General features: G+C 45.3%; 33 protein-coding genes. 27 read left to right on the top strand and 6 right to left on the bottom strand.

Annotated features, from left to right (window positions below; genetic code table 11):
* Positions 1-176: 176 nt before the first annotated feature.
* From F459_RS22655 to F459_RS0120050, 4 genes are all read right to left on the bottom strand, one after another.
* On the bottom strand, positions 177-971 hold the full coding sequence (locus tag F459_RS22655) for a DNA adenine methylase (protein WP_020613133.1): 795 nt from the start codon (positions 969-971) through the stop codon (positions 177-179).
* A 173-nt stretch (positions 972-1,144) separates the two neighbouring features.
* The gene (locus F459_RS0120060) at positions 1,145-1,537 is read right to left on the bottom strand and encodes a hypothetical protein (RefSeq protein ID WP_020613132.1); all 393 of its coding nucleotides are present in this window, start codon (positions 1,535-1,537) and stop codon (positions 1,145-1,147) included.
* A 7-nt stretch (positions 1,538-1,544) separates the two neighbouring features.
* The gene (locus tag F459_RS0120055; RefSeq protein ID WP_020613131.1) at positions 1,545-1,937 is read right to left on the bottom strand and encodes a hypothetical protein; all 393 of its coding nucleotides are present in this window, start codon (positions 1,935-1,937) and stop codon (positions 1,545-1,547) included.
* Complete coding sequence (locus F459_RS0120050; protein ID WP_020613130.1) at positions 1,934-2,602, bottom strand: hypothetical protein; 669 nt, start codon at positions 2,600-2,602, stop codon at positions 1,934-1,936. The genes F459_RS0120055 and F459_RS0120050 overlap by 4 nt, the downstream gene beginning before the upstream one ends.
* Before the next feature lie 148 nt (positions 2,603-2,750).
* Here F459_RS0120050 and F459_RS0120045 point away from each other — a divergent pair, with 148 nt between their 5' ends.
* From F459_RS0120045 to F459_RS0120020, 6 genes are read left to right on the top strand one after another with little or no spacing between them, the layout of a single operon-like run.
* On the top strand, positions 2,751-3,077 hold the full coding sequence (locus F459_RS0120045) for a hypothetical protein (protein WP_020613129.1): 327 nt from the start codon (positions 2,751-2,753) through the stop codon (positions 3,075-3,077).
* An 8-nt stretch (positions 3,078-3,085) separates the two neighbouring features.
* Complete coding sequence (locus F459_RS0120040; RefSeq protein WP_020613128.1) at positions 3,086-3,379, top strand: VpaChn25_0724 family phage protein; 294 nt, start codon at positions 3,086-3,088, stop codon at positions 3,377-3,379.
* Positions 3,379-3,930 (top strand): DUF3486 family protein, encoded by a 552-nt coding sequence (locus F459_RS0120035; RefSeq protein WP_020613127.1) that lies wholly within the window; start codon positions 3,379-3,381, stop codon positions 3,928-3,930. The genes F459_RS0120040 and F459_RS0120035 overlap by 1 nt, the downstream gene beginning before the upstream one ends.
* A gap of 1 nt (position 3,931) precedes the next feature.
* Entirely contained in the window at positions 3,932-5,404 is a 1,473-nt protein-coding gene (locus F459_RS0120030) for a terminase large subunit domain-containing protein (RefSeq protein WP_020613126.1), read from the top strand.
* Complete coding sequence (locus tag F459_RS0120025; protein WP_020613125.1) at positions 5,392-6,972, top strand: DUF935 domain-containing protein; 1,581 nt, start codon at positions 5,392-5,394, stop codon at positions 6,970-6,972. Before F459_RS0120030 ends, F459_RS0120025 begins: the two co-directional genes overlap by 13 nt.
* The gene (locus tag F459_RS0120020) at positions 6,969-8,282 is read left to right on the top strand and encodes a phage head morphogenesis protein (protein WP_020613124.1); all 1,314 of its coding nucleotides are present in this window, start codon (positions 6,969-6,971) and stop codon (positions 8,280-8,282) included. The genes F459_RS0120025 and F459_RS0120020 overlap by 4 nt, the downstream gene beginning before the upstream one ends.
* A gap of 256 nt (positions 8,283-8,538) precedes the next feature.
* Here the strand turns inward: F459_RS0120020 and F459_RS0120015 are convergent, their stop codons facing one another.
* The gene (locus F459_RS0120015) at positions 8,539-9,042 is read right to left on the bottom strand and encodes a hypothetical protein (RefSeq protein ID WP_154651685.1); all 504 of its coding nucleotides are present in this window, start codon (positions 9,040-9,042) and stop codon (positions 8,539-8,541) included.
* Positions 9,035-9,745 (bottom strand): XRE family transcriptional regulator, encoded by a 711-nt coding sequence (locus tag F459_RS0120010; protein ID WP_020613122.1) that lies wholly within the window; start codon positions 9,743-9,745, stop codon positions 9,035-9,037. The genes F459_RS0120015 and F459_RS0120010 overlap by 8 nt, the downstream gene beginning before the upstream one ends.
* A 180-nt stretch (positions 9,746-9,925) precedes the next feature.
* Between F459_RS0120010 and F459_RS0120005 the strand changes: the two genes are divergently transcribed.
* The 21 genes from F459_RS0120005 to F459_RS0119910 all read left to right on the top strand — a co-directional run bounded on the left by F459_RS0120005 (position 9,926) and on the right by F459_RS0119910 (position 22,612).
* On the top strand, positions 9,926-10,198 hold the full coding sequence (locus F459_RS0120005) for a hypothetical protein (protein WP_020613121.1): 273 nt from the start codon (positions 9,926-9,928) through the stop codon (positions 10,196-10,198).
* Positions 10,195-10,653: a hypothetical protein gene (locus F459_RS0120000; RefSeq protein WP_020613120.1), complete on the top strand. Its 459-nt coding sequence runs from the start codon at positions 10,195-10,197 to the stop codon at positions 10,651-10,653. The genes F459_RS0120005 and F459_RS0120000 overlap by 4 nt, the downstream gene beginning before the upstream one ends.
* Positions 10,653-11,246 carry a DUF3164 family protein gene (locus F459_RS0119995; RefSeq protein ID WP_020613119.1) on the top strand — a complete coding sequence of 198 codons (594 nt, stop codon included), beginning with the start codon at positions 10,653-10,655 and terminating at the stop codon, positions 11,244-11,246. The genes F459_RS0120000 and F459_RS0119995 overlap by 1 nt, the downstream gene beginning before the upstream one ends.
* A gap of 9 nt (positions 11,247-11,255) precedes the next feature.
* Complete coding sequence (locus F459_RS24590) at positions 11,256-11,381, top strand: hypothetical protein (protein WP_281167844.1); 126 nt, start codon at positions 11,256-11,258, stop codon at positions 11,379-11,381.
* Positions 11,365-11,661 (top strand): hypothetical protein, encoded by a 297-nt coding sequence (locus F459_RS0119990; RefSeq protein WP_020613118.1) that lies wholly within the window; start codon positions 11,365-11,367, stop codon positions 11,659-11,661. Before F459_RS24590 ends, F459_RS0119990 begins: the two co-directional genes overlap by 17 nt.
* A 13-nt stretch (positions 11,662-11,674) precedes the next feature.
* Entirely contained in the window at positions 11,675-11,950 is a 276-nt protein-coding gene (locus F459_RS0119985; RefSeq protein ID WP_020613117.1) for a hypothetical protein, read from the top strand.
* Positions 11,950-12,867, top strand: coding sequence for a hypothetical protein (locus F459_RS0119980; RefSeq protein WP_020613116.1), 918 nt, complete (start codon positions 11,950-11,952; stop codon positions 12,865-12,867). Before F459_RS0119985 ends, F459_RS0119980 begins: the two co-directional genes overlap by 1 nt.
* Before the next feature lie 3 nt (positions 12,868-12,870).
* Complete coding sequence (locus F459_RS0119975) at positions 12,871-14,556, top strand: DDE-type integrase/transposase/recombinase (RefSeq protein WP_020613115.1); 1,686 nt, start codon at positions 12,871-12,873, stop codon at positions 14,554-14,556.
* A 36-nt stretch (positions 14,557-14,592) separates the two neighbouring features.
* Positions 14,593-15,426, top strand: coding sequence for an ExeA family protein (locus tag F459_RS0119970; protein WP_245540171.1), 834 nt, complete (start codon positions 14,593-14,595; stop codon positions 15,424-15,426).
* A gap of 11 nt (positions 15,427-15,437) precedes the next feature.
* A complete protein-coding gene (locus F459_RS0119965; RefSeq protein WP_020613113.1) occupies positions 15,438-15,746 on the top strand; it encodes a hypothetical protein in 309 nt (102 codons plus the stop codon).
* Positions 15,747-15,795: 49 nt separating this feature from the next.
* Positions 15,796-16,239 carry a regulatory protein GemA gene (locus tag F459_RS22650; RefSeq protein WP_070415628.1) on the top strand — a complete coding sequence of 148 codons (444 nt, stop codon included), beginning with the start codon at positions 15,796-15,798 and terminating at the stop codon, positions 16,237-16,239.
* Positions 16,236-16,676: a Mor transcription activator family protein gene (locus F459_RS0119955; protein ID WP_020613111.1), complete on the top strand. Its 441-nt coding sequence runs from the start codon at positions 16,236-16,238 to the stop codon at positions 16,674-16,676. Before F459_RS22650 ends, F459_RS0119955 begins: the two co-directional genes overlap by 4 nt.
* Positions 16,677-16,724: 48 nt before the next feature.
* On the top strand, positions 16,725-17,708 hold the full coding sequence (locus F459_RS0119950; protein ID WP_020613110.1) for a phage protease: 984 nt from the start codon (positions 16,725-16,727) through the stop codon (positions 17,706-17,708).
* A complete protein-coding gene (locus tag F459_RS0119945) occupies positions 17,705-18,622 on the top strand; it encodes a Mu-like prophage major head subunit gpT family protein (RefSeq protein WP_020613109.1) in 918 nt (305 codons plus the stop codon). Before F459_RS0119950 ends, F459_RS0119945 begins: the two co-directional genes overlap by 4 nt.
* A gap of 67 nt (positions 18,623-18,689) precedes the next feature.
* On the top strand, positions 18,690-18,989 hold the full coding sequence (locus F459_RS0119940) for a hypothetical protein (protein ID WP_020613108.1): 300 nt from the start codon (positions 18,690-18,692) through the stop codon (positions 18,987-18,989).
* On the top strand, positions 18,986-19,426 hold the full coding sequence (locus F459_RS0119935) for a phage protein Gp36 family protein (protein ID WP_020613107.1): 441 nt from the start codon (positions 18,986-18,988) through the stop codon (positions 19,424-19,426). The genes F459_RS0119940 and F459_RS0119935 overlap by 4 nt, the downstream gene beginning before the upstream one ends.
* Positions 19,426-19,890 carry a phage virion morphogenesis protein gene (locus tag F459_RS23345; protein ID WP_020613106.1) on the top strand — a complete coding sequence of 155 codons (465 nt, stop codon included), beginning with the start codon at positions 19,426-19,428 and terminating at the stop codon, positions 19,888-19,890. Before F459_RS0119935 ends, F459_RS23345 begins: the two co-directional genes overlap by 1 nt.
* A complete protein-coding gene (locus F459_RS22640; protein ID WP_020613105.1) occupies positions 19,887-20,411 on the top strand; it encodes a hypothetical protein in 525 nt (174 codons plus the stop codon). The genes F459_RS23345 and F459_RS22640 overlap by 4 nt, the downstream gene beginning before the upstream one ends.
* An 11-nt stretch (positions 20,412-20,422) precedes the next feature.
* Positions 20,423-21,901, top strand: a complete 1,479-nt coding sequence (locus F459_RS0119920; protein WP_020613104.1) for a phage tail sheath subtilisin-like domain-containing protein — start codon at positions 20,423-20,425, stop codon at positions 21,899-21,901.
* 14 nt (positions 21,902-21,915) lie between these two features.
* Complete coding sequence (locus tag F459_RS0119915; protein ID WP_020613103.1) at positions 21,916-22,266, top strand: phage tail tube protein; 351 nt, start codon at positions 21,916-21,918, stop codon at positions 22,264-22,266.
* 13 nt (positions 22,267-22,279) lie between these two features.
* Positions 22,280-22,612: a phage tail assembly protein gene (locus F459_RS0119910; RefSeq protein ID WP_020613102.1), complete on the top strand. Its 333-nt coding sequence runs from the start codon at positions 22,280-22,282 to the stop codon at positions 22,610-22,612.
* Positions 22,613-22,641 lie beyond the last annotated feature (29 nt).

Here is a 22,641-nt window from a genome sequence, read left to right as displayed (position 1 = left end):
CCTGGACATCCTTTTCTCGTACAAATAACCTGAGAATACTTTGAAATTGTTAGCCGATACCCATTAAATGCTGATCGATTACAGTGTCTCATTCTAACAACAAGATCATTATGGTCGCCTCTTTTTCTGCCACATATGCATCTGGTATATGCACTCATTCTTTTCCCTTCTCCAGTTTACTCAAAAAGGTATCCTTGGCCTTCTTTTAGTTTAAAATTGGATACTAATAGTTCCTTACCAATAAGCGAATCGGTTTTGGCTAATGAATAGGGGACTTCAACTTCTTTCATATGAAATCCTTTAAAGACATGCCGGATTTGTGGGTGGTCATTAATACTAAGAATGAATTTAGCCTGGATGTTGCTCAAAATATCTGACATCGCCTTATAGTCATCGATACTGGAAAAATTGTACTTATAACAGGGTGCCGAAAAGTAAGGCGGGTCAAGATAAAAGAAATTTTCAGCTTTATCATACCTGATTATAAGATCTTCCCATGACAGATTCTCAATGATTACGTTACTCAATCGAAGATGCACTGCAGATAATTCTTCTTCCATTCGCAATAGGTTGATCCTGTTGCCGCCGGAGGAATCAACACCAAAGGAACGATTAAGAACTCTACCGCCAAAACATAGACGTTGCAGGTAGTAATATCTTGCAGCTCGCTGGATATCAGTCAATCCTGATTTTTCCATCTGGCCTTTGTAATTATCGAATACTTCCCGGCTGGTAAGTAACCACTTAAATTGCCGAAGAAACTCTTCAAGGTGGTTCTGAATCACTCGATAGAGCGATATGAGATCTCCATCTTTATCGTTAAGTACTTCTCCGTTCGAATACTTTTTTCGGAAAAAGATCCAAGCACCTCCTGCAAAAACTTCGATGTAGGTTTGGTGTTCCGGGATAAAATTGATGATTGTATCTGCCAGTTTGCTTTTACCACCGACATAAGCAATAGGACTATTCAACGCTTTACTCCTCATATGAAGCTGCCGATAAAAGTATGGAGTAGCAGCTTCGGTTGTAATTTGCGTTGGGTTAAAACGCGAATTGGTAAGGGTGTTGGTAGCGCCCTTACCTGCTCATTGATCATTTACGTAAGCAACCAAGGCTATAACCAGCGAAGAACGCCAAAAGGATACTACCTGTCCTGGTTAAGACTGTTCGCAGTATTGACTTGTTGGACGATTTCAGCGAGTTTTCGTTGGTTTCTTTCATAATTTTTAACGAGTCCGTTGAGTCGTTCAATATTAGCGTTTCGTTCTCTGTTGATTCGCTCAAGTTCTTCGATGTATTTGTTAAGCTGTTCGATGTTTCCACCAAGTTTGGTAATATCTGAGCTTCGTTCTCTGTTGATTCGCTCAAGTTCTGTGTTGTTTGATTCAAGTCGGCTAATAGTAGCTCGTTGTTTCCTGAGATTCTCACGATTTGCATCCAGGTTTCGAGCGGTATGGTAATATAATCCCCATCCGCAAATGCAGAAACAGAAAAGGATACTAATACCAAAAATGCCGTTAATTTTTTTAGTTGCCACACCTATGTCAACCTTTTGTTGTTGCGATCTTATTAGCTTCGATTCCAGATACAAAAAGTGAGACGACGATCATAAATCCAACACCGATGGAACCATAGACACCATCAAGATTGCGATCATATACCTTTGAAATGATAAAAGCCTCTATACAAAGTAAAGCGAAAAAAATAAGTGCCAAAATGTACCGGCTTTTTCTTATATCTTGGTATTTACCGTCAGGAAGGGACGATGTATCTTTGATCATTTTTACCAGATCAACTCCGAGAAATGATCCGATGATGAATACAAATCCAAGGGAAACAGCCGTCAAGACTGATCCAGACTCAACGAATAATATGAATCCACACATAGCGATAAATGCAATAGCGACCCACAACATCTGTTCCGTCTTAATTTTCATAATACGATATGCCCCCATTTATATAGTTTTCCGACCGGTTTTACATGGCGGAGAAAGTTTTCTTGTGTCATAGACACGTTGTATCCAGAATGGTTTTTATATCCTGTCTTGAAATCGCCCCATGGATCTGCGAGCTTCAATGATATGGCAGAATCTCGTTTTACTCGTCCGACGGCATCGAAGGCGTGCCCATCAATTCCTGGAAACGATCCGGAAGTCATGATTACTTGCCCTGTATCAATTCGATCGACATAGTCATCGAATGTGAGATCAGTCATAAAATCAGATACTCGACGACCACAGACAATCTTGCTAAGGTATGATCCATACATGCCATGAATTTCATTAGGCGGAATGTCCGGCAGAATGTTTCCTTTCTTATCTTTTCGGTTGATTGACCAGGAATATTTTTTTGCGGCAAATTCCCATGCGGCTTTGGTTATGAGTAAAGACGAAAAATAGGCATCGTCTGGAAGTCGCGTCAGATTTGTATATGGGATTTTATTACCGATGAGAAACATTACGTACGCTGTAGGCATGCACTGTGCATTTGCTTTCAACAGATAGTCTTTTTCGCCGTCAATACGAGGATTATCTCCATAGACAAATGGATTGTTTCTCTGTGTGTAATAATCTTCAGGGGCGAGGTTCATAATTTTGTTCATCTTCGCCCCTTCTCATATTGTTCTTTCCGTATTATCATGGCATACCCTCCTAAAACGAGTATCCCACATACAGAGATCAAGACATAATAACCACTGTTTAATTAGTTCATTCTCCTGACATGGTACTTTGCAGAAAGTAGGAGGGGGAATGGATATCGCAAAATTTGTACTTGCTGCAATTGGGACCTTTTTATCCGTCTCCGGATTATCATTTACTGTTTTCACTTATTGGAAAAAGAAGCAAGAAGAAAAGGATGCAACCTTTAGGCAATCAATATCTGAGTTGATCCTTGTTGAGAAGGAAGCACGTATCGAAGACCATCGAAAGTTAGAGAAACGTGTTGATTATTTGGAGAATACTTTACTTAGCGAAATGCAGCGAAGAATGGGTGAGTTCGGAGGTGAACTCAAGGGAATAAAACCGATTTTACAGTCAATACAGAATTGGTTTATCAGCAATACGCCGGGGAAGTAGGAGAAAAGATGGAAACCATTTTTACACCGAATCAGCGGATGCTCATATTGCAGGGTTTGAAGAATGATGCTGGCCATAATCTATCCAATGAAATGCTACAGCGGTTGCTGAAAGAATATGGTCATGCTGTAGGCATATCAGAGGTAAACGAACAGATTAACTGGCTGGAACAAAGAGGATATGTCAAAACCAAAAGGATGGGAGCCACTCCTTTGGTAATCGTTACCATTGCACGGCCAGGGCTTGATGTCGCTGAGGGATTTATTCGGGCAGAGGGGATTGATCCTCCACTGGAGGAATGATGGGACAAAAAAGCGCTATTGACCGATTGCCAGCGCATCTGAGAACCAAGTTGCAGGAGATGCTCGCTGATCCAGCGGTAACACAGACGGAAATTGTCGATGCCATAAACGATGAAGCAGGAGAGAGTCTGGTATCTAAAAGTTCGGTAAATCGTTATGCCAAGAGAATGAAACGATTTGCGGAAAAGAACCGCCAGGCTAAGGAAGTGGCCGATGCCTATATCGAAAAATTTGGTGCCGAGGGCAGGAACAAACTTGGAAAAGTCGTAAACGAGCAGATCCGTCTTGCCGCCTTTGACTTGATATCTGAGATTGATGATCTCAAGGAAGAAGGAGAAATCGCACCGGAACTGGTTACCGATATCATATTCAAAGTTTCCAGAGGGCTCAAGGATTTGGAAACGGCTGAAAAATTGAATGCCGAAAGAGAATCGGAAATCAGAAACCGTACTCTTGCCGAAGCCGCTGAAGTTGTTGATAAAACAGCAAAGGCCAAAGGCCTTACCCCCGCCACGGTGGACCTGATTAAACGCGAAATTTTAGGGCTATGATATGACCGAAGATATTCTTCTGCCCTATCAAAAAAGATGGATAGAAGACGAATCCGAAGTAAAAGTCTGGGAGAAAAGCAGACGAATCGGAGCGTCTTATGTTGAGGCCTTGGCATCGGCTATGGATGCGGCAAAGAGCAAAGAGGCGGGAGGCCAAAGCTCTTACTATCTTTCCTATTCCAAGGAAATGACTCAGCAATTTGCCCAGGACTGTGCGTTTTGGGCACGGCATTTAAATGCTGCCGCATCCGAAGTAGAAGAGGTCGTCCTGAAAGATGAGGATAAAGATATTACCGTTTACCGGGTGCGGTTTGATTCCGGCTTCGAGGTTTGGTGTCTGCCATCCGTACCCCGATCTCTGAGGTCAAAACAGGGCCGGGTAATTCTCGATGAGGCGGCCTTTGTCGACGATTTGTCGGAACTGCTCAAGGCGGCCCTTGCCCTTTTAATGTGGGGTGGATGTGTGAGAATCCTCTCTACGCATAACGGAGACGACAACCCTTTCAATGAACTCATTAAGGAAATACGAGAAGGGAAAAAATCCTACAGTTTATATAAAACAACGCTGGATGATGCCCTGGCCGAGGGCCTGTATAGACGGATATGCCTGGTAAAAGGACGGGAATGGACACCGGCAATAGAGGCTGACTGGAGAGAGAAACTGATCGTCGACTACGGGGATGCTGCCGAAGAAGAACTTTTTTGTATACCGGTAAAAGCGGGAACCAGGTATTTCCCAACCAGTCTCTTGGAATCGGTTGAAGATCCGACCATTCCGATTTTAAGGAAAGTCTGTGATGCCAGCTTTACCTTCCTGCCTAAAGAGAAGCGAATCAGAGAATTTGATAAATGGTTCAAAAAAGAGGTACGGGATATCTTGCTGGCTCATACCGGCCCGGTATACCTGGGAGAGGACTTTGCCCGTTCCGGAGACCTGACCTGTATCTTCCTTGATGAGCTTTTGCCGAATGATAAGCAGCTTACATTTTGTGTTATTGAATTACGAAATGTTTGTTTTGATCAACAATGGCAAACTATCAAAATGGTCATGGAGAATCTTCCAAACTTTTCCGGTGGGGCATTCGATGCCCGTGGTAATGGTCAAATGATAGCAGAAAAAGCAGAACAGGAATGGCCAGGATTTGTTCACCAGGTCATGCTGACCCAATCATGGTATGGGGAAAACTTCCCGAAACTGAAAAGCCGTATGGAAGATGGAATTACCACAATCCCTGGCGATGGCTTTATTCGGGATGATTTCCGGGTCGTTGGATTAAAGGCCGGAATTCCCCGAGTACTTGATCGTACCGGCGGACCGAGAGAACGACGCCATGGGGATGGAGCTATTGCAAAAGTGATGGTCACCTTTGCCCTCTTAGAGGACGAAGACGGTGGATATCAACCATACGATTATGATGCAGTACCGGCAGAGAATATTTTCCGAACGGGGGTGCGAGATCCATGGGACGATTGATCAACCGATTGAAAAAGCCAAGTGAAAAAGATCTAAGGACCGAACAGGCCTATGTTATACATAATTCTAATCGATCGATCTGGAGTGGTGGCCTTGTAGCGGGCCTTACTCCTGATCGCCTTGGTTCGATTCTTAATGCTGTCAGGAATGGTGACTGTCCAGCCGAATATTTGGAATTGGCGCAAGAGCTTGAGGAACGGGACTTACATTATCGATCTGTCTTATCCACACGAAAACATGCGGTTGAGGGATTACCCTTATATGTGGAACCGGCAGGAGATGCTGATCAGGAGCTAAAAATTGCCGAGGCTGTTACCAGGGATATACAAAAACACCCTGATATTATGGATCTAAAGAAAAACGCTCTCGATGCCTTGGGAAAGGGATTTTCTGCCAACGAAACTATGTGGGATACCAGTGGTTCAGTATGGAAACCCGCAGAGTTCCGATTTCGTGATCCCCGCTGGTTTGCATATGAGAGGGAAACGGGCATATTAAAACTCAGAGGAGCCTATGGATCTGATCTGATTGAACTGAAACCATATCATTTCATTATCCATGAACCGAACCTGCTTGCCGGAAAACAGATTACCGGTGGGCTCTCCTTTTCCGCTTTGTTTTATTGGTTGATTAAACACTATGATGTAACGAGCTGGGCAGCCTTTGTTGACCGTTTCGGCTATCCTGTAAGGCTGGGGAAATACGGGAAGAAAGCGACGAAAGAAGATATCAAAACTCTGCGGCGGGCCGTTGCCTCTATCGGAACGGACGTAGGTGCGGTTATCCCTGAATCGATGCTTATTGATATCGTCGAAGCAAAGAATACAGGGACCAATGCAGATGTGTACGAGAAATACGCCGAGTGGGTGGATAAACAGTTTTCCAAGTTAGTACTCGGCCAGACAGCAAGCACGGAAGGAACGCCAGGAAAACTGGGAAATGAAACATCCCAGGAAGAGGTGCGTCAGGATATTCTCAGGGCTGATGCTGCTCAGCTGGAACAAACTCTGAACCGCGACCTGGTAATCCCGTATGTAAAATTAAATTTTGGAGATCAGGAAGTCTATCCGCGTCTCAGACTCAAATACGTTGAAGAAAAGAATGTTGAGCTCATTGTTAATTCAGTAAACAAGCTTGTACCCTTGGGACTACGGGTAAAAAAAGATGAAATGCTCAGCCTATTGAGCTTGTCCGTTCCTGACGAAAATGATGAAGTTCTTGAGTCTCAATCTACATTGCTTTCTCCCGGAGGTTTGAATTCGGCATGGCCGCGGGACCATAGGACTGCGTTAAATACCCAGAGCGTTGCAATGAGCAAGGCCTCGGCCACAGAAGAAGAACTTGTTGATGAAGCTACTAAAAGTGATTTTATCGAAATATCCGATGAAATAGCCTCCATCATAGAGGAGGCATCGAATAAAGCAACCGACTTTAAAAGCTTTCGGATAGAACTGGAAAAACTGGTGACCGAATGGAAACCGGACAAAATTGCTGAATTGATGGCCATCGCATTTTTTAACTCCCGCGCCACCGGAGATTCTGAATTTGATGGTGAGGATGATGGATGAGTTCCCCGAACATGGTGCCAAAGCAGGCTCTTGATTACATAAAACGCAAAAACCTTACCCCGGCATTTAGCTACAAGGATGTCTGGAATGAAGAACATGCCACAGCTTTTACCGTAGCAAAAGCCATGCAGACGGATGTCTTGGCGGATATAAAGGGCGCAGTGGAACAGGCGATCAAGAACGGAGAAACCTTTGATTCGTTCAAAAAGAATCTGGCTCCGACTCTGCAGGGAAAAGGCTGGTGGGGCAAAAAAACAATGACAGACCCCGTAACAGGACGGGAGGTACATGCCCAGCTTGGGAGTGACCGTCGGTTACGTACCATATACAGCACAAACCTCCGGAGTGCATACCAAAAGGGAACCTACGACAGGGCCATGGACAGCCCCGCACACCCATATCTAATGTATCGGCTGGGACCAAGCCATACCCATCGGGAACAGCATGAGGCCTGGGAAGGATTGATTCTTCCGAAGGACGATCCGTGGTGGAATAGCCATTTACCGCCTAACGGATATGGCTGTAAGTGTTATATCACGGCGGTTTCAAAAGCCCGTAAAGAACGGTATGAACGCGAAGGGATAACGATTCCGCCACGGGCGGACGGTACCGGGGGAGGCACTCTGCCGGTAAAAACCACGGCTCCGAAAACCGTATCTAAACAGTATTACAATGAGCGGAAGGGAATTATCGAACACATCCCCAAAGGGATTACTCCAGGATTCAACTGGAATCAAGGATTGACCGGCCGCGTTGCACCGGTATTTGAAGAGGCTCTGAAAAAAGGATCACAGAAATTCCCTGCACAATTTGAGGAAATAGCCCGGTCACTGGTGCACAATACCGTCTTTCAGGAGGCCCATAATAGTTTTGTTTCACGGGCCGCCGCCGGTTCCATTAAAGGTGATTATCTGTCACCGGTTGGGTTTATTGATAGGACAATAGCAAAGTGGATGAAGCAACATAAAAATATTAACGTAGGAGAAACCTCTATTATTAATATGCGTGCCGGTCTTATTAATGGGCCCAAGGGGGCCAGACATGCAAAAGCGGCCGATGCATTAAGTAATCTGGAATGGTCAAGAATTATTGATTATCTATTGGATGCCTCTGTCTATTTTGACCCAGACGGTAAATCTCTGTTATACGTCTATGAACAGGATGCTGAACACTTTGTAAAGATTGCCGTCCAAGCCCAATATAGAAAAAGTTCTCACGGAACTGTTCTAACAGCTGCATCGCTCAGAAGCGCCTATAAAATTGGTATTGATGAGTACAGCAGAATCAGCGCATTGCAAAAAATAAAATAGCAGGTCGCTGTCAACCAGACATATAACCGTTACCAGTCATACCGTTACACCTCTGATCAGCGCCTGCTTTCTTTTAAGATAACGCTTTTAACCATTGTTAGCAAGCTTTCGGGAATGTCTTTGATACTGTTATGGCAATGACGTAGCCATACGATGCCTGGATGTCCCGCAAGCGGACGCGAGCTTGCACCATCTTGGAATAAGGCTGTACACAGTTTCAGCCTTATTCCTTTTTTATTTGGTATCTTCGGAAGTGCTAATGCCCCTCATAGGTAGGCCGTTCAGGATTATCAAGCACTATTGTTCTTGCAATATCTTCAGAGACTAACCAACTTAGATCATCATATATAGCAAATTCGATGTCGCCTCCAGGTTGTGATAATAGATACGCATTATTATCCATCTTAATAAGTACTGCATTTTCTTCATCATTGAGCTCTGTGTAAAACCCCTTTTCCGAAAGAGAATACTGAACAACTGTATAAGATTTTGGTTTTTCATCAAAATTAATTATTTTTTCTAATTTATATGTTCCGTCATCATTGAAGGTGTATTTCCCAACTAAAAAACCATATAGCCGTCCGTCTCTTAAAACCTCCATATGTTCAATTCGATAGAGGGTTTTTCCGCTAAGTTCATCAGAGGAAAGAAGCGTTCCCACCAACAAGAAAAACAAAACTGCCATAACCATTTTTTTCATTTTTTCCTCTCTTAAGTTATTTTCTCCCCTCCCTTGCATCCCGGGAAGTCTATTATCCAATCTCCTTTTTCTGTATAGGTTGACTATCATTTTCAACGTACTGATTTTCTTGTTTGACAATCATTGGTTCCTGATCCCAGACTCTGCGGATAACAGCACGAACAAGTCCTACTACATCATAGATTTGAACTGGTTCTGGTTTTATTTTACTTAATTCGCAATATGCCATATATTGGGAATCTTCTCTTACTAAACGACGAATAACAACCTTGCCATTCAGTTTTATTATATGAATACCTGCCCCATAACAACCAGTTGATTCATAGATAACAATATCACCACTATAAAAAAGAGGAGCCATACGATTATCAGGCACTTCTATTGATCGAAGATTAGGGCCATATCTTTTTAACCAGTCAGGTATTGTGATTTTGATATCAGCATCAAAATGGTCAATAGCTTCCCAATCTGGATCAGGCTTTATTTTAATCACTTCATCAGGCTGTGTAAGAAGGGGAATAATGATATTCGCTTCGTTTGAGGATGTAGCGTTTCCTTTGCCCGTTTGAATCCACAAAGGACTAATACCAAGTTGATTTATTAACGCTAAGGTGAATTCTGAGCCAGGATTTTTTGATTTTCCAGATTTTAGATCTGAAATATATTGCGAACGAACTCCTAAAATTTTTGCTAAATCAGCTTTCGGCAACCCTTTTTTAAGTACTATCTCCTCTGCTTTGTCGATTATTCTTATCCAATCCATATAATATAAGATTTCTCCTTAATATTGGTCGATATTTCTTGATTAATAAAGAAATATCGACGATAATCATTTTATCGACTACTTTCTGCAAAAACTGTAGCAGTCGAAAAAAAGCTGGCGAAGCAACAATTCGCCAGCAAAAAACAACTCCCGAAAATACGGGAAAAGGATGGTATAAGTATGGCACGGAAACGAGTACAAAGCAAGCCGCTCCAAACTGGCCTACTCAGTACTCCAAAGGATGGATGCTGGATTCGGTATCAGCTCAGTCTGAAAGGCTTAAACCTAACGATTATGGGCGAGAGGCTTGGGGTAACTCAGCAAGCCGTCGGCAGAGTTACCGCGGGAAAAAGCCGGTCAAAACGTATTGAATCGGCCATTGCAAAAACGCTGGGATATCACTCCTTTGAAGAAATGCTTGCTGATGCAAGAGGGAAAGGGAACGTGGCATGAATAATCCTATCAGGCGGTACTGCCGTCGACGGCACATAGAGCCCCTTGACCTTGCCTATGCTCTTGATGTCTCACCTTTCGAACTACTGGAAGCTATCTACGATGACGGTCATCGAGCGCTCAAGAATCGGATAGCTGATTATCTGGGTTTTACCTGTTGGTCTGATCTCATCTTTGATAACCAGCTGACCTTGGCCAGGCAGAAAGCAAGCTTTTTGATGTATGTTCCGGCCTCCCCCCGCATTGGACGATCTGATGATGGCATACAGCTGGTACAACGCTATCGGAATATCAACAAAACAGGTAGGGATGAGACGGTCCTGCTTTGGAAGCATGATAGGTGCTGGTATGTAGAACAGAAATCATGCAGACAAGTAAAAGAACGAATTCAGCGTTTCCAAGAAAAAGAGGCGCAGGCTTTGTACGAAAAAAAGGTAAAGGAGATACAAGCATAATGGAATATATGGAAGATGCCCAGGGAAGGCAGGTCCCTATAGACTTGGTATCGGAAATCGACAAGTTACGGGACCAAACGGTAAAAGAAATTGCATCACGGGCTTTAAAAATGCGTGATGTCTTACAGCAATTCAAACAGCACATACGTGATGATATTTTTACCTTCATTTCCTTGAGCGCTGAGAAATATGGGAAAATATATGGAGGGAAAAAAGGTAATATTACCCTGATGAGCTATGACGGAAAATACAAGCTCGTCATTGCCATGAATGATGAAATTGTGTTTGATGAGCGGCTACAGATTGCCAGAGAACTGATTGCTGCCTGCATTAATAAATGGAGTACAGGGTCCCGTGATGAGATCAAGGTCCTGGTCAATGATGCTTTTCAGGTAGATAAATCCGGAAAAATCAACACGGCTCGAGTCCTTGGTTTGCGTCGTTTACAGATAAATGATCCAGACTGGGAAGAAGCTATGCGGGCAATAACTGATAGCATCCAGGTTACAGGCAGCAAGCAATACTTAAGGATCTATGAGCGTAATAGTCAGGGCAAATATACACAGGTGCCACTTGACGTGGCGGCTCTGTAGGAGAGGTCTATGACAGGACGATTATATCGTTGCGCGATAGTGATCAAGGATGCCGGAGTAAAACTCCGATGCGGACTCTTGGTACGATTTGGATTGTTCCTTGAGGAGGCTGCCCTGCATGGAAAAGTTAAATAGTCAGGAACGGATTATTGAAATTGTAAAGTTGTTGGCGAAGAGACACTACAGCGGGATGACCAATAAACAACTTGCATTTGAGATCAACACATCTGAAACGAATATCTGCAGGGACATGGCAATCCTTGAGGGGAAGCAATGGATTATACGAGGCAGCGCTAATGAATGGAGGCTGTCTCCACAATTCGGAGGTATAGCCAACGAGATCATGAAGGCATATCAGACTGCTCGTTTACGACTGACAGAAGAAGAGGCCCGGTATGCCTCTGCCATGCAATAGGGAGGTTATCAAAATGGATATGAATGCTTTAGATAAAAAAACAGCAGAAGCAATACGATCTGTTGGAATACGAGAAAATATCAGGATGTTCAAGAGCGGCATGGGTCTACTCAAAAAGAAAGTCCAATTGAATGATAAAGACTTTGACGTAGTACTCGAAAGCTACAAGCTTACCCGTGAAGAAGCAATAGTAAACATGACCACCGCCATAAGGGCGGCTGAATATTACACCATACACTCTCTGGAACAGTCGTTATGGAGTTGCCATGCGGGAGAGGATGCAGAGTAATGAGTGATGTAATAGAGAATGCAGAATATGAAGTAATGGAAAAACAACCATCCAAAAGAGGCCGCAAGCCCAAGGGTGAGATTAGTAAAGACGTGCAGGGTATAGAGCTTATTGCTGCGGATTTTCAGAAAAAGCAATTGAATGCACAGGAGGCAGATGAGCTATACGGTAATGGTGAAATATACGACCGCGATAGTTGTATGGCTAAGGCCAGATTCTTCATGAGGGTGGCTCAAGAATCCCTTATTGAAGTTGGAAAGCAGCTAATACTTATTAAATCTCATGAGGAGCACGGGGCTTGGTATCCGCTACTTGATCAAATAGGAATCAATTATAGGACTGCTTCACGTGCTATGCATGTCGCACGACGATATGGCAAATCGGACAAATTGACCGATTTAGGATACACACCATTAAGTGTTTTGGAAGATTTTACAGAAGATCAGTTGCAGGATTTAAATGACGGGGAAGAGGCTCGAGGTATTACTATAGATGATCTTCATTGTAGAACAAAAAAAGAGCTTATTGAGAAAATTAAGGCAGACGACGAGAAAAATAAACGTCAACGGGCGGCTCAGGAAAGTGCCATCCGCCAAAAGGAAGAAAAACTTAACGAGCTTGAACAAAAATTGCGGTATAGAGAGCCACCGACAAAGAAGGAATTGGCAGAGGGACAACTCGAACCAATCAGAAGGGCTTTTGCAACGGAAGTGGCATCCGCGGTTGCCTATCTTGAACGGGCACTTGCACGCCTCAAAGAAGGACAGGAAATAGAAGGCATCGAGGTGGACCAGCTTGATGCCTGGATGCAGGAGACCTGGACAGCGGAGGTCCTTGGGCAGCTGCTTGACTTCTACGAAACTCTCGAAGATGAAGTGCAGAACATCCGTCCACTCTGGAAGCCTGGAAGGGAGTAACACATGTATAGCGAATGGATTGATGAATTGTGCCATGCCGATACTGCGAGCCAGAGATCAAACCTTGTTAAAGAGTTCGCCCGCCTCCATGGCCTGAGCCTGCCCACTGCTTACCGAACGTTGGAGGCAGCAGGATGGGATTCTGGGCGGAAAAAACGCCGGGATGCCGGAAGCTCTGCCATAAACCAGGATACCGTCTCGTTGATTGCAGCCATGCTAAAAAGCGGTGTAAGGAAGAATGGGAAGAAAACAATGCATGCCAATGTTGCACGCACTATTCTACAGCAGAATGGCTATGATATCCCTGTGAGTGATTCGACTATTCGCCGTGCATTGCGTAAAGCGAAACTGGATATAGCATCAATGAGTCAGGCCGCTCCCTATCAGCGTCAAAGAACAGAGTATCCAAACCAGGTGCACGAATGTGATCCGTCTCTGGCATTGATCTATTTTACTCCCGGTCAGCAACATCTCCTGCGCGATGATGAAGTGTACAAAAATAAACCCTTTTTGGAGGGGCGGGAAAAATTAAAGTGCTGGCGGTATGTGCTGACAGACCATTATTCCAGTTCTATCTGCGTCCGGTATTACGCCACTGCTGGCGAGAGTGCTGCAGTCTTGTGGGATTTCCTTTTGTACGCCTGGGCGCCAAAGCCTGATCCCATCTATGCCTTCCATGGGTTACCAGACCTTTTGATATGGGACCCAGGAAGTGCAAACAAAAGCAGGGCCATTACACAGGCATTGAAAAGTCTGAAGGTTGATACAAAGCCGCACCTTCCGGGGAATCCACGGGCAAAAGGCCAGGTCGAAAAGGCAAACGATATTGTTGAAACACAGTTCGAAAGTCGGCTACGCCTGGAAGAAGTCCATAGTCTGGATGAATTGAACGATGCAGCAGAACGATGGTGCACGGCATGGAATGCAGACATGATAGATGGCCAGGATTGCCGCCTGACCAGAATGAATAGGAAGATAGGCTCACGATTATCTATCTGGCAGAGGATCAAAGAAAAGCAACTGAGGGAGTTACCTGATCCTGAAATTTGCCGACTTTTGTTAACCACAGGAGTGGAGACGCGCAAGGTCGCTGGTGGTATGAGCATGAGCTATGCCCATCCATCAAAGAAATATAGCCAACAATATAGCTTGCAATCCTGTCCAGGTCTTATCATCGGGCAGGACGTAAATGTACAGCCAGTACTGGTTGGCGGTGGTAGCAGCCTGCTTATCTCTTACAAAAGCAAAGGGGAGATATTGACCTTTGAAGTCGACCCCATCGAGACCGATGAGGTTGGCTTCGACTTATCTGCTCCGGTGATAGGCAAGGAATACAAGCGTTTACCGGAAACGGAAATTGAACAGCACGCAAAAATCCTGGATGAGATCGCACCGGAAAAACAAGGGTTTGTCGCACACAGTTTTATCAAACCGCGGACAGACATTGCACCAAAAAGAAAAATTGGCGTACAGGTGCCTGTGGGTATGGCTGATGTTGTAACATCCCAGGACATTTACCTTTCCCCCATTGAGACAGCAAAACGGATCAAGGCCCGCCTGGGCTATGTACCCGAAGGTTTCGTCCCAGCAATAAAGCGGGATTACCCTGATGGGGTACCTGCATCATTGATCGACGATATCGCTCATGACTATGAAGAAGGTGGGGAGGATACTGCCCTCTCCGTCTAAAGGAGTATAGCAATGTTAAACCAGGAAGCACGGAAAATGTTTGGATTGTTCCGAGATCCGTTTGTTGACGATATCACATCGGCTGAAGATGTATACCTGACAGATACAGCAGCATTTGCAACTGAATACCTCTACCAGACGGCAAAGGTCGGCGGTATGGTGGCCCTAATCGGCGAATCAGGAAGTGGGAAAACAACAATACGTCGTCTGGCAATCGACCGTATGCAGGCGGACGGGCAGAAAGTCCGTATCATCACCCCAAGAATTATTGACAAGGGGCGGCTGAATGCAAGTCTGATTTGTGATGCGGTTATTGCTGACTGCTCAACGGAACGCCCAAGGCGCAGCCTTGAAGCAAAGGCACGACAGATCGAAAAGATACTTACCAATTCCTCGCGTGCCGGCTGGAGCCATGTGCTTATGATTGAAGAGGCACATGACCTGACCATTAGCACGCTGAAATACCTGAAACGGTTCTGGGAACTTGAAGATGGATTTAAAAAGCTCCTGTCCATTATCCTGATCGGCCAGGTGGAAATGAAAGGAAAGCTGGATGAGTCAAAAAACTGGGAGGCTCGGGAATTGATACGCCGTATGGAGATTCTTGAGCTTACGCCGCTTGGCGGAGGAGATGAAGTCAGGAAGTACCTGGATGTGAAATTTAGAAGACTTGGAAAAGAGCGATCTACCATTATCAGTGACGATGCCTGTGAAGCTCTTGCCGCAAAGCTCAGGCGCCAGACAAGAAACAAAATCACCTACTCTGTAGCATACCCCTTGCTTGTCAATAACTGGAGCCGCAAGGCAATGAACCTGGCCGCTGAAATGGGTGTACGGTTAGTTGATGCCGATGTGGTGAACAGTCTGTAAAGGAGAGAGACATGGGGAGGAAAATAACCATAACGGTCGAGGATAGAGAGTATGAGCAGTTGTCGGAAAAGGCAAAGGAAATGGGTTTCGCTCGCGTAGCCGGTTTGGTCCGTTTCTTAACGATTAACGGAAAACCGTCTGAAAAGAAAAACCTATTACTGGTCCCAGTTAACAACTATGAAGAACTGCGATGCTATGTTGAACAAAAGAAGCTTGGATCAGTAGAAACTTTTGCCTCATTCTCTATGGAAAAAGAAATGTCCCGGTATCCGCTGACAGCGGCGCAAAAGAGGCGGGCCGGGTTGTTTGTCGATGAATAGCAATATAAGCCCAGGGCTGTACAGCCCTGGGCCTTTGAGGGGGTTTATCATGTCGGCGGTAGAACAACAAAGCAAGCGATCACGGCTTATTCAACTTATTCATATTGGCAAGTCAGAAATGGGGGTGCCAGAGAAGGAATACCGAAGCTCTTTATACAGAATTACCGGAAAACAATCGTGCACCGAAATGTCTTTGAATGACTTGGAACGGGTCTTATCAGCAATGAAACAAAGCGGCTTTACGATCCGCCCTAAAAAGAACCAATCAGGTATGGCGTCAGAATCGGCTCGTACCTATATCCGTGATTTATGGCAAGAGGTTGCCAGAATTAAAACAGAAAAGGCTCTTTGCTCGTTTACTATGCGGCTGACAGGGATTAGTTCTCCAGATTTTTTGGATCGATATTCCGCTCAAAAGGTGATCTTGGCATTGCGAAAGATGTGCCGGGATGTTGGTATTGATCCTAATAAAGTAAAAAGGAGATATTCATGAGTTTCGAATCAGAATACAGCTTAGTCGCAGAAATGATTGACCTTTGTTCCGGATCAGTACTTGACAGATCGATTGCAGTAGAGGCTATACGACTATTGTGTAAATGGTATGGAGGTCAGCTTTTGTCCATGCCAAAATCACCTGAAGCCGAAACGGCAAAGGAAATTCGCGGAGTCTTGGCGGATGCAATAGGAGATAGCGATGCTGATAAAATCATGGAATCATTGACGACATTTTTTGGAGGATCACAGCTGTACATCCCGATGGAGGCAAGGGCCTTTCGGGACGATATTGCCAATGAAATATATGAACGCTATGATGGGACCATGGAATCTATGCGTGAACTCTGTCGGGAGTATAGAATATCCTACACGCAAGTGTATCGGCTCTACCATTATGCTGCCGAAGAACGCACTCAAAAGTTGTTTGAATTTTAATAACCGTTGTTAAAGGACTGGCAACTGCCATGTGAATAGACTGCCTGTATGAAGCACGGCAGTCTTTTTTTTGCACTAAACATTGAACAAGGCAAAGCTCCCCAGCGTATCCAGCTCTTACCTGCCGGTAATGAGATAAAAGGCAGAGATGGACGGCGGTGGACCAATCCAAATCCAGAAGCTGTCGTTACCGCATCAAATGCAGATCTGCCACGTCTGGTAATCGATGTTAACCATGCTACAGATTATAAAGCGCCAAAAGGAGAAGAAGCCCCGGCCATGGGGTGGTTTTTCAGCCTATCAGTCAATGCATTAGGAGAAACCTGGGCTGACGTTGAATGGAATTCATGGGGCCGCAGTTCAGTTGAAGGTCTTCTTTATCGCTATATCTCTCCTGTTTTTGAGTATGACGAAAACGGTCAGATTACAAAAATAATACGTGCAGCTCTTACCAATGTACCCAATTTGCGTCTTGAGGCGCTTAATTCCGAAATGCCGCCAACCGGGCGGGAGGAGAAAAGTATGAAAGAAATTCTTGCCGCACTTGGCCTCGCTGAGACGGCAACGGAACAGGATGCTGTGCAGACGATCTCTGTCTTAAAGACAGCCAACAATGCACAGGCAAACGGCAACGCGACAGCTCAAGGAGTTGATCTTACCAAGTATGCTCCGCGGGCAGACCTCAACCAGATGGAACAGCGAGCACTCAATGCTGAAAAGCGGTTGAAGGATATTGAGGATTTTCAGCAAAAAGAAAAAGCCACGGCAGCCGTAGACAAGGCTATTGCCGACAGAAAGATATCCCCGGCAAGTAAAAAGGAATATCTTGCCCTGTGTTCCACTCAATCTGGCCTTGATTCCTTTACCAGGATTATGGAAAAAACTCCGGCAATTATCTCCAAAGCCCCGCAGGTGCCTGATGACACCCCACCTGAAGGGGAAACAGCGCTAAATGCCGAAGAGGTATCTGTCTCAAAGTCGGCAGGTTACTCGCCAGAGGAGTGGAAGAAAATCAAGGAGGCTGCTAAATGATTATAACAAACGAAACTCTCTCTTCGTTGCGCACGATGGTGCGCGGCGAATTTCAGAGTCGTCTCACTGGGTTGAAAACTCAGGCACTTTACAAAACGCTGGTGACAATCATTCAGTCAAACTCTTCGAGTAACACCTACGGTTGGCTTGGCAAATTCCCTCAAATGATCGAATGGGTTGGCGAACGGGTCATTAAAGATATGAAAGAAATGGCCTATGAACTGTTTAATAAGAAGTACGAGGCGACCTTAGGCATTGACCGGGCCGATATTGAGGATGATAACCTCGGCATCTACAGGACCCTTTCTCAGTCCTATGCAGATGAGTTTGTTTCGTTCTGCAATAGGAAAGTTTTTGCATTGCTTTCTGGTGGCTTCGAAGGATTGTGTTACGACGGCCAACCTTTTTTCGATGCCGAGCATCCGGTATATCCCAATACCGACGGTACCGGAACGGCAGAATCGGTATCGAATATTCAGGGAGATGTGGCAGCAACCGGGACACCGTGGTTTCTTGTTAATCTATCCGGAGTCCTGAAGCCCTTCATCCTGCAGGAACGCATTGCTCCTGAAATGGAATCCATAACCGACACAAAAAACGATCATGTATTTATGAACGATGAATACCTTTACGGTATTCGTTACCGTGGCAACTTCGGCTATGGATTCTGGCAACAGGCGGTAGCCAGCAAGGAAACCCTGAATGCTGAGAACTACAAGGCTGCCGTGGCAAAAATGAAGGCCTTTAAGCGTGACGGTGGTGACAAATTGGGAATTGTCCCAACACATCTTGTCGTAGGATCATCTCTGGAATCCGCAGGCCGGGAGGTTGTAGAGAAAGAGAACCTGACAGGCGGTGAATCAAATATTAACTACCATACGACCGAGCTGGTTGTTTCTCCCTGGATGGAGTAAAGAAAAAATCATATTGCATTGATCCGCGGGTGATGAGCCCGCGGTATCGATGACAAAAGGAGATACCATGGCAAAAAACAAAGATAGTGAGGAGAAGACTACCGCAGCAGCTTCAAAAGGTGACACTGAGAATACTGAACAGGGAAAGGATGCCAATACTGCGAAAATAGAGGAGAAAAATTCTGCGGCAGAGGGTGCAAATGTGGCTAACGAATTGATCACCATCGTGGTCAGTCACAAGACAAAGAATGAAACCTATCGTCGGGCAGGCCTTGTTCTCAGGAAAAAAGCCAGGGAAGAACAGGTCACACAAGATCAGTATGAGAAACTGAAAAAAGATATCTGGGTTGAGGTGAAAAAGAAGTGATCCCCATACTGAGCGTGGAAGAGCTTGGAAGTCGCATTCCTCCCGATTCCCTTCCGTTTTCCAGTGACGGAGAAACACTGGCAGAAGCGAGGATCGATCTGGCCTTACGTGAGGCTACCGGTATTATTGTGACCCACCTCCCCTGGCTCCTTGACGAGGAGACTGGAGAAGTTACATTGCCGCTTCCCGCCCAGTTTGCTGACACCCTATATGGGATCTGTGTCGATTTGGCTCTGTACCGTCTCCATGATACCGTATCATCAAGCGAGGATGAACGGGAACACTATAAAAGCAATCTGAAGCTTTTGGAAACTATTGACCGAGAACATCAAGGCGGCCTTGCTGGCCCTGATTATCAGGATGCCAGTATTGTCGAGCCATCGGAGGAAGAGAACATCCCCGATACTCGCTATTGGAAAAAAGGAGAGCTCATCTGATGGCTGCCGCTGCCGTATCTTTCGATGTTAGGGATATTGAAAAACTTGCAGACCGATTGTCGAGCCTGAACCTTGACGGAGGAAATCGGCGCGCTCTGTTAATGGCCTTGGGAACGGAACTTGAAGCTCAAACAGTGGAGCGATTTGAAACCAAAAAAGCACCCGATGGAACACCATGGAAAGCGTTAAATGAGCGATACCAGTCGTATCTTGCAGAAAAGTTTCCATATGCCCGTCCTCAATTGGTTGTTTCAGGCGAACTACGAGATACTATCGAATCCCAGGTTGGAAGCTGGAACGTTCTGGCGGGAGCAACAAAGATCTATGCTGCCCGGCAAAATTTCGGATACGAGAATAAAACTTCGGCCCGGCAGTTCGTAGGCATTGGGCCCCAGGATGAAACCGATTTGCTTGGCATTCTGGAAGACTTTATAGAACAGAGGATCATCGAGGCCGCATCATGAGCTTTGTAACATTCGCAGATATTCGAGATACCGCGGTAAATACTCTAAAGAATCTTTTCCAGGATAACAAAAAACTGAAGGTCGAGGCCCATCCCGGTGTCTTTGACCTGGAAGAACTGAAGCGCATAGCAGTCAAGGCACCGGCTATACTGAGCAGTTTGATGGATATTGATTGGGACAATGGTGTCCTGAACTTCTCCACGTTTATTATTGTCAGAGCCAGCACACAAGACAAACTTTTTGATGATACCCTCAAGGTTTTATCTACTCTGCTGCCAGCATTAGAAGCTCTTGATGCAGATTGGAGTATAGGCGGAGGAAAAAATATTAATGCGAAAAATCTCTATAGCGCCTCTACCGGTAGTCTGAATATCTCTCTCTGGGCGGTGAGCTGGGAATGGATGATACGGAGGGGGATCATCGGAGGAATCTTACTGTCTGATGATCTTGAGGATTTTACTGGCTACGATGCAGATACGAATGTCGGTACAGATTCGACACATGAATCGATAACATTGTAAGGAGATAGAGCATGTCTATTGAATTTACCCAGATTCCTGATGAGTTGCTGGTCCCGGGCCAGTATCAGGAGATCGATAATTCGCTGGCTGGTTCCACCGGTGAGGAAAAGAAAGTGCTGGTTATTGGTATAAAAGGCTCAGGAGGAACCGCTGAAGCAAATAAGGTTGTCGCTATTTCCGGTGATGCAAAAGCCCGCAACCTTTTGGAAGAAGGTTACCCTGCTGCCGTGATGGCTATGAACTTCATGGACCTGAACAAAACGGAGAAATTGTATGCTCTTCCTCTAAATGAGGCGGCCGCAGGTACGGCGGCAGTAAAGTCATATACGTTTACTGCATCTCCGATAAAGGACGGAACCTTTGTTCGGTATGTTAATGGGATAAAGGTTTCCATGGCTGTATCATCTGGGGATACTCTTGACGACCTTGCAGCAGCTTTTGTGGCATCTATTAATTCCGTCCGCGACATGGAACTGGAAGCGGAGATTAATGCGGAGAATACGGCGCAAGTATTGCTGGTAGCTCTGGCCAAGGGGGAAAACGGTAATTTGATGACGGTGGAGGCTGGATTATATGGGGAATCCGATCCAGCCGGTATTGCTGCAGGGTTGGCAACTGTCACTGTCGGATCTGGAAACCCTGATATTACCGCCGCCTTGGCGGCCATGGGAGAGACGAAGTACCATTACATTATTACCGATCTTGCGGATGCGGCTAATATCGTACTTTTTTCCGCCGAACTGAAAAGCCGTTACAGCGGCCCACGCCAATGCGACGGCAGGATGTTCCTTGCTCTATCTGGCGAAGACGGTGATGACAATACCACCGGCAGCATGATTGCCCAGGCATCCAGCATCAATAGCCCCCATATTGTCTTGGTTCCTAGGGGCAACAATTTCCAGACACCGGCAGTTTGGGCCGCTCGGTTTGCGGCTCCGCTGATCAGAAGGCTTGCTGATGATCCTGCGGCCAATACATATGACACGGAAATCGATGGTCTTGTTTCCATAGCACAACGGAATGCCAACGCCCGGGAAGCCCTCTTGAGTGCAGGTATTGCTACCTATCGTGTTGATTCCACTGGGACAGTTTTGGTTGAACGAGCTGTTACCAGTTATAACGCGGATTCAGATGGTAACCGTAATACCAGCTATCTTGATGTCCAAATAACGGAAACGATCTCACGGGTCAGAGCTGAAATCAATGCAGAAGCACGGACCAGATATAAGAAATGGAAACTCGCAGCAACAAACGAGAACTTTGGTTCCGGTGCCAAGGTGATGACTGCTGATATCTGGAAAGCATTCTTGGTCGAAATGTACCAGCAGGTTTTCATCCAGGAAAAACAATGGTGTCAGGACCTGGCGAGCTACAAGGACAGCATCATTGTCGAAATTGATTCTGACAGTAAAACACGGCTGAATTATCAGCACAAACCAACCCTAATCGGTCAGTTCTATATTGGGGCTGGTCTAACTCAGTTCGATTAATCGGAGGAGCATGTATGAGATTAGCAAAGGTTAAACGAGTTGTATCATCAACGCTTGGAGAATTGCCTCTGGTTGCCGGAGGTCATTCATTTCGTCCGTCATCTTATAAGCGGGAAACCAAAGATGCTGAAGTCCATGAGAACTTTGGATATCTCGAAACCCCTCAGGCTGCGGAGCTAAAGATAAAACTGCAGGCGATCATGGATGTTTCCGAGTTCAAAGATATCAGTGATGACTCGGTTACCATCTACCTGGATGACGGAAATCAACACATGATGCCAAGAGCCTGGGTAGTCGACGCCGTTGAACTTGGGGATGGTGAAATGAGTGTTACCTATAACAGCGGAAAAAGCGAAAAGCTTTAGGACGGATACCAAAATGATATACAGATTACAGACTCCGGTAAGTCGTGGCGAACGCTCCGTTAAAGAGCTTAATTTTACCGACGAACCTAAGGTTAGGCACCTACTGGGAATGGATACCCAGAGGGATGGCACTGTCGCTCAAATGCTCCAATTGGTCTCCTCTTTAACATCGGAGAGTGTGGAGCTGCTTAGAGAATTAACACCTGAAGATTATGCCCATGTCAGGCAGATGGCCAATGAAATCTATTCAAGGTTCATCATTCCCCAAAATGAAAATGAACCTGAGGATGACAAGAGCGACCCTTCCAAACCGACGGTAAAGAGGGGCTTACCGTCGGAAGATTAGCGGCAATTGTCCGCATTACCTGTGTTGAT

Source organism: Sediminispirochaeta bajacaliforniensis DSM 16054, assembly GCF_000378205.1.
Lineage (GTDB): Bacteria > Spirochaetota > Spirochaetia > DSM-16054 > Sediminispirochaetaceae > Sediminispirochaeta > Sediminispirochaeta bajacaliforniensis.
This window is presented reverse-complemented; position numbering and strand designations above follow the sequence as displayed.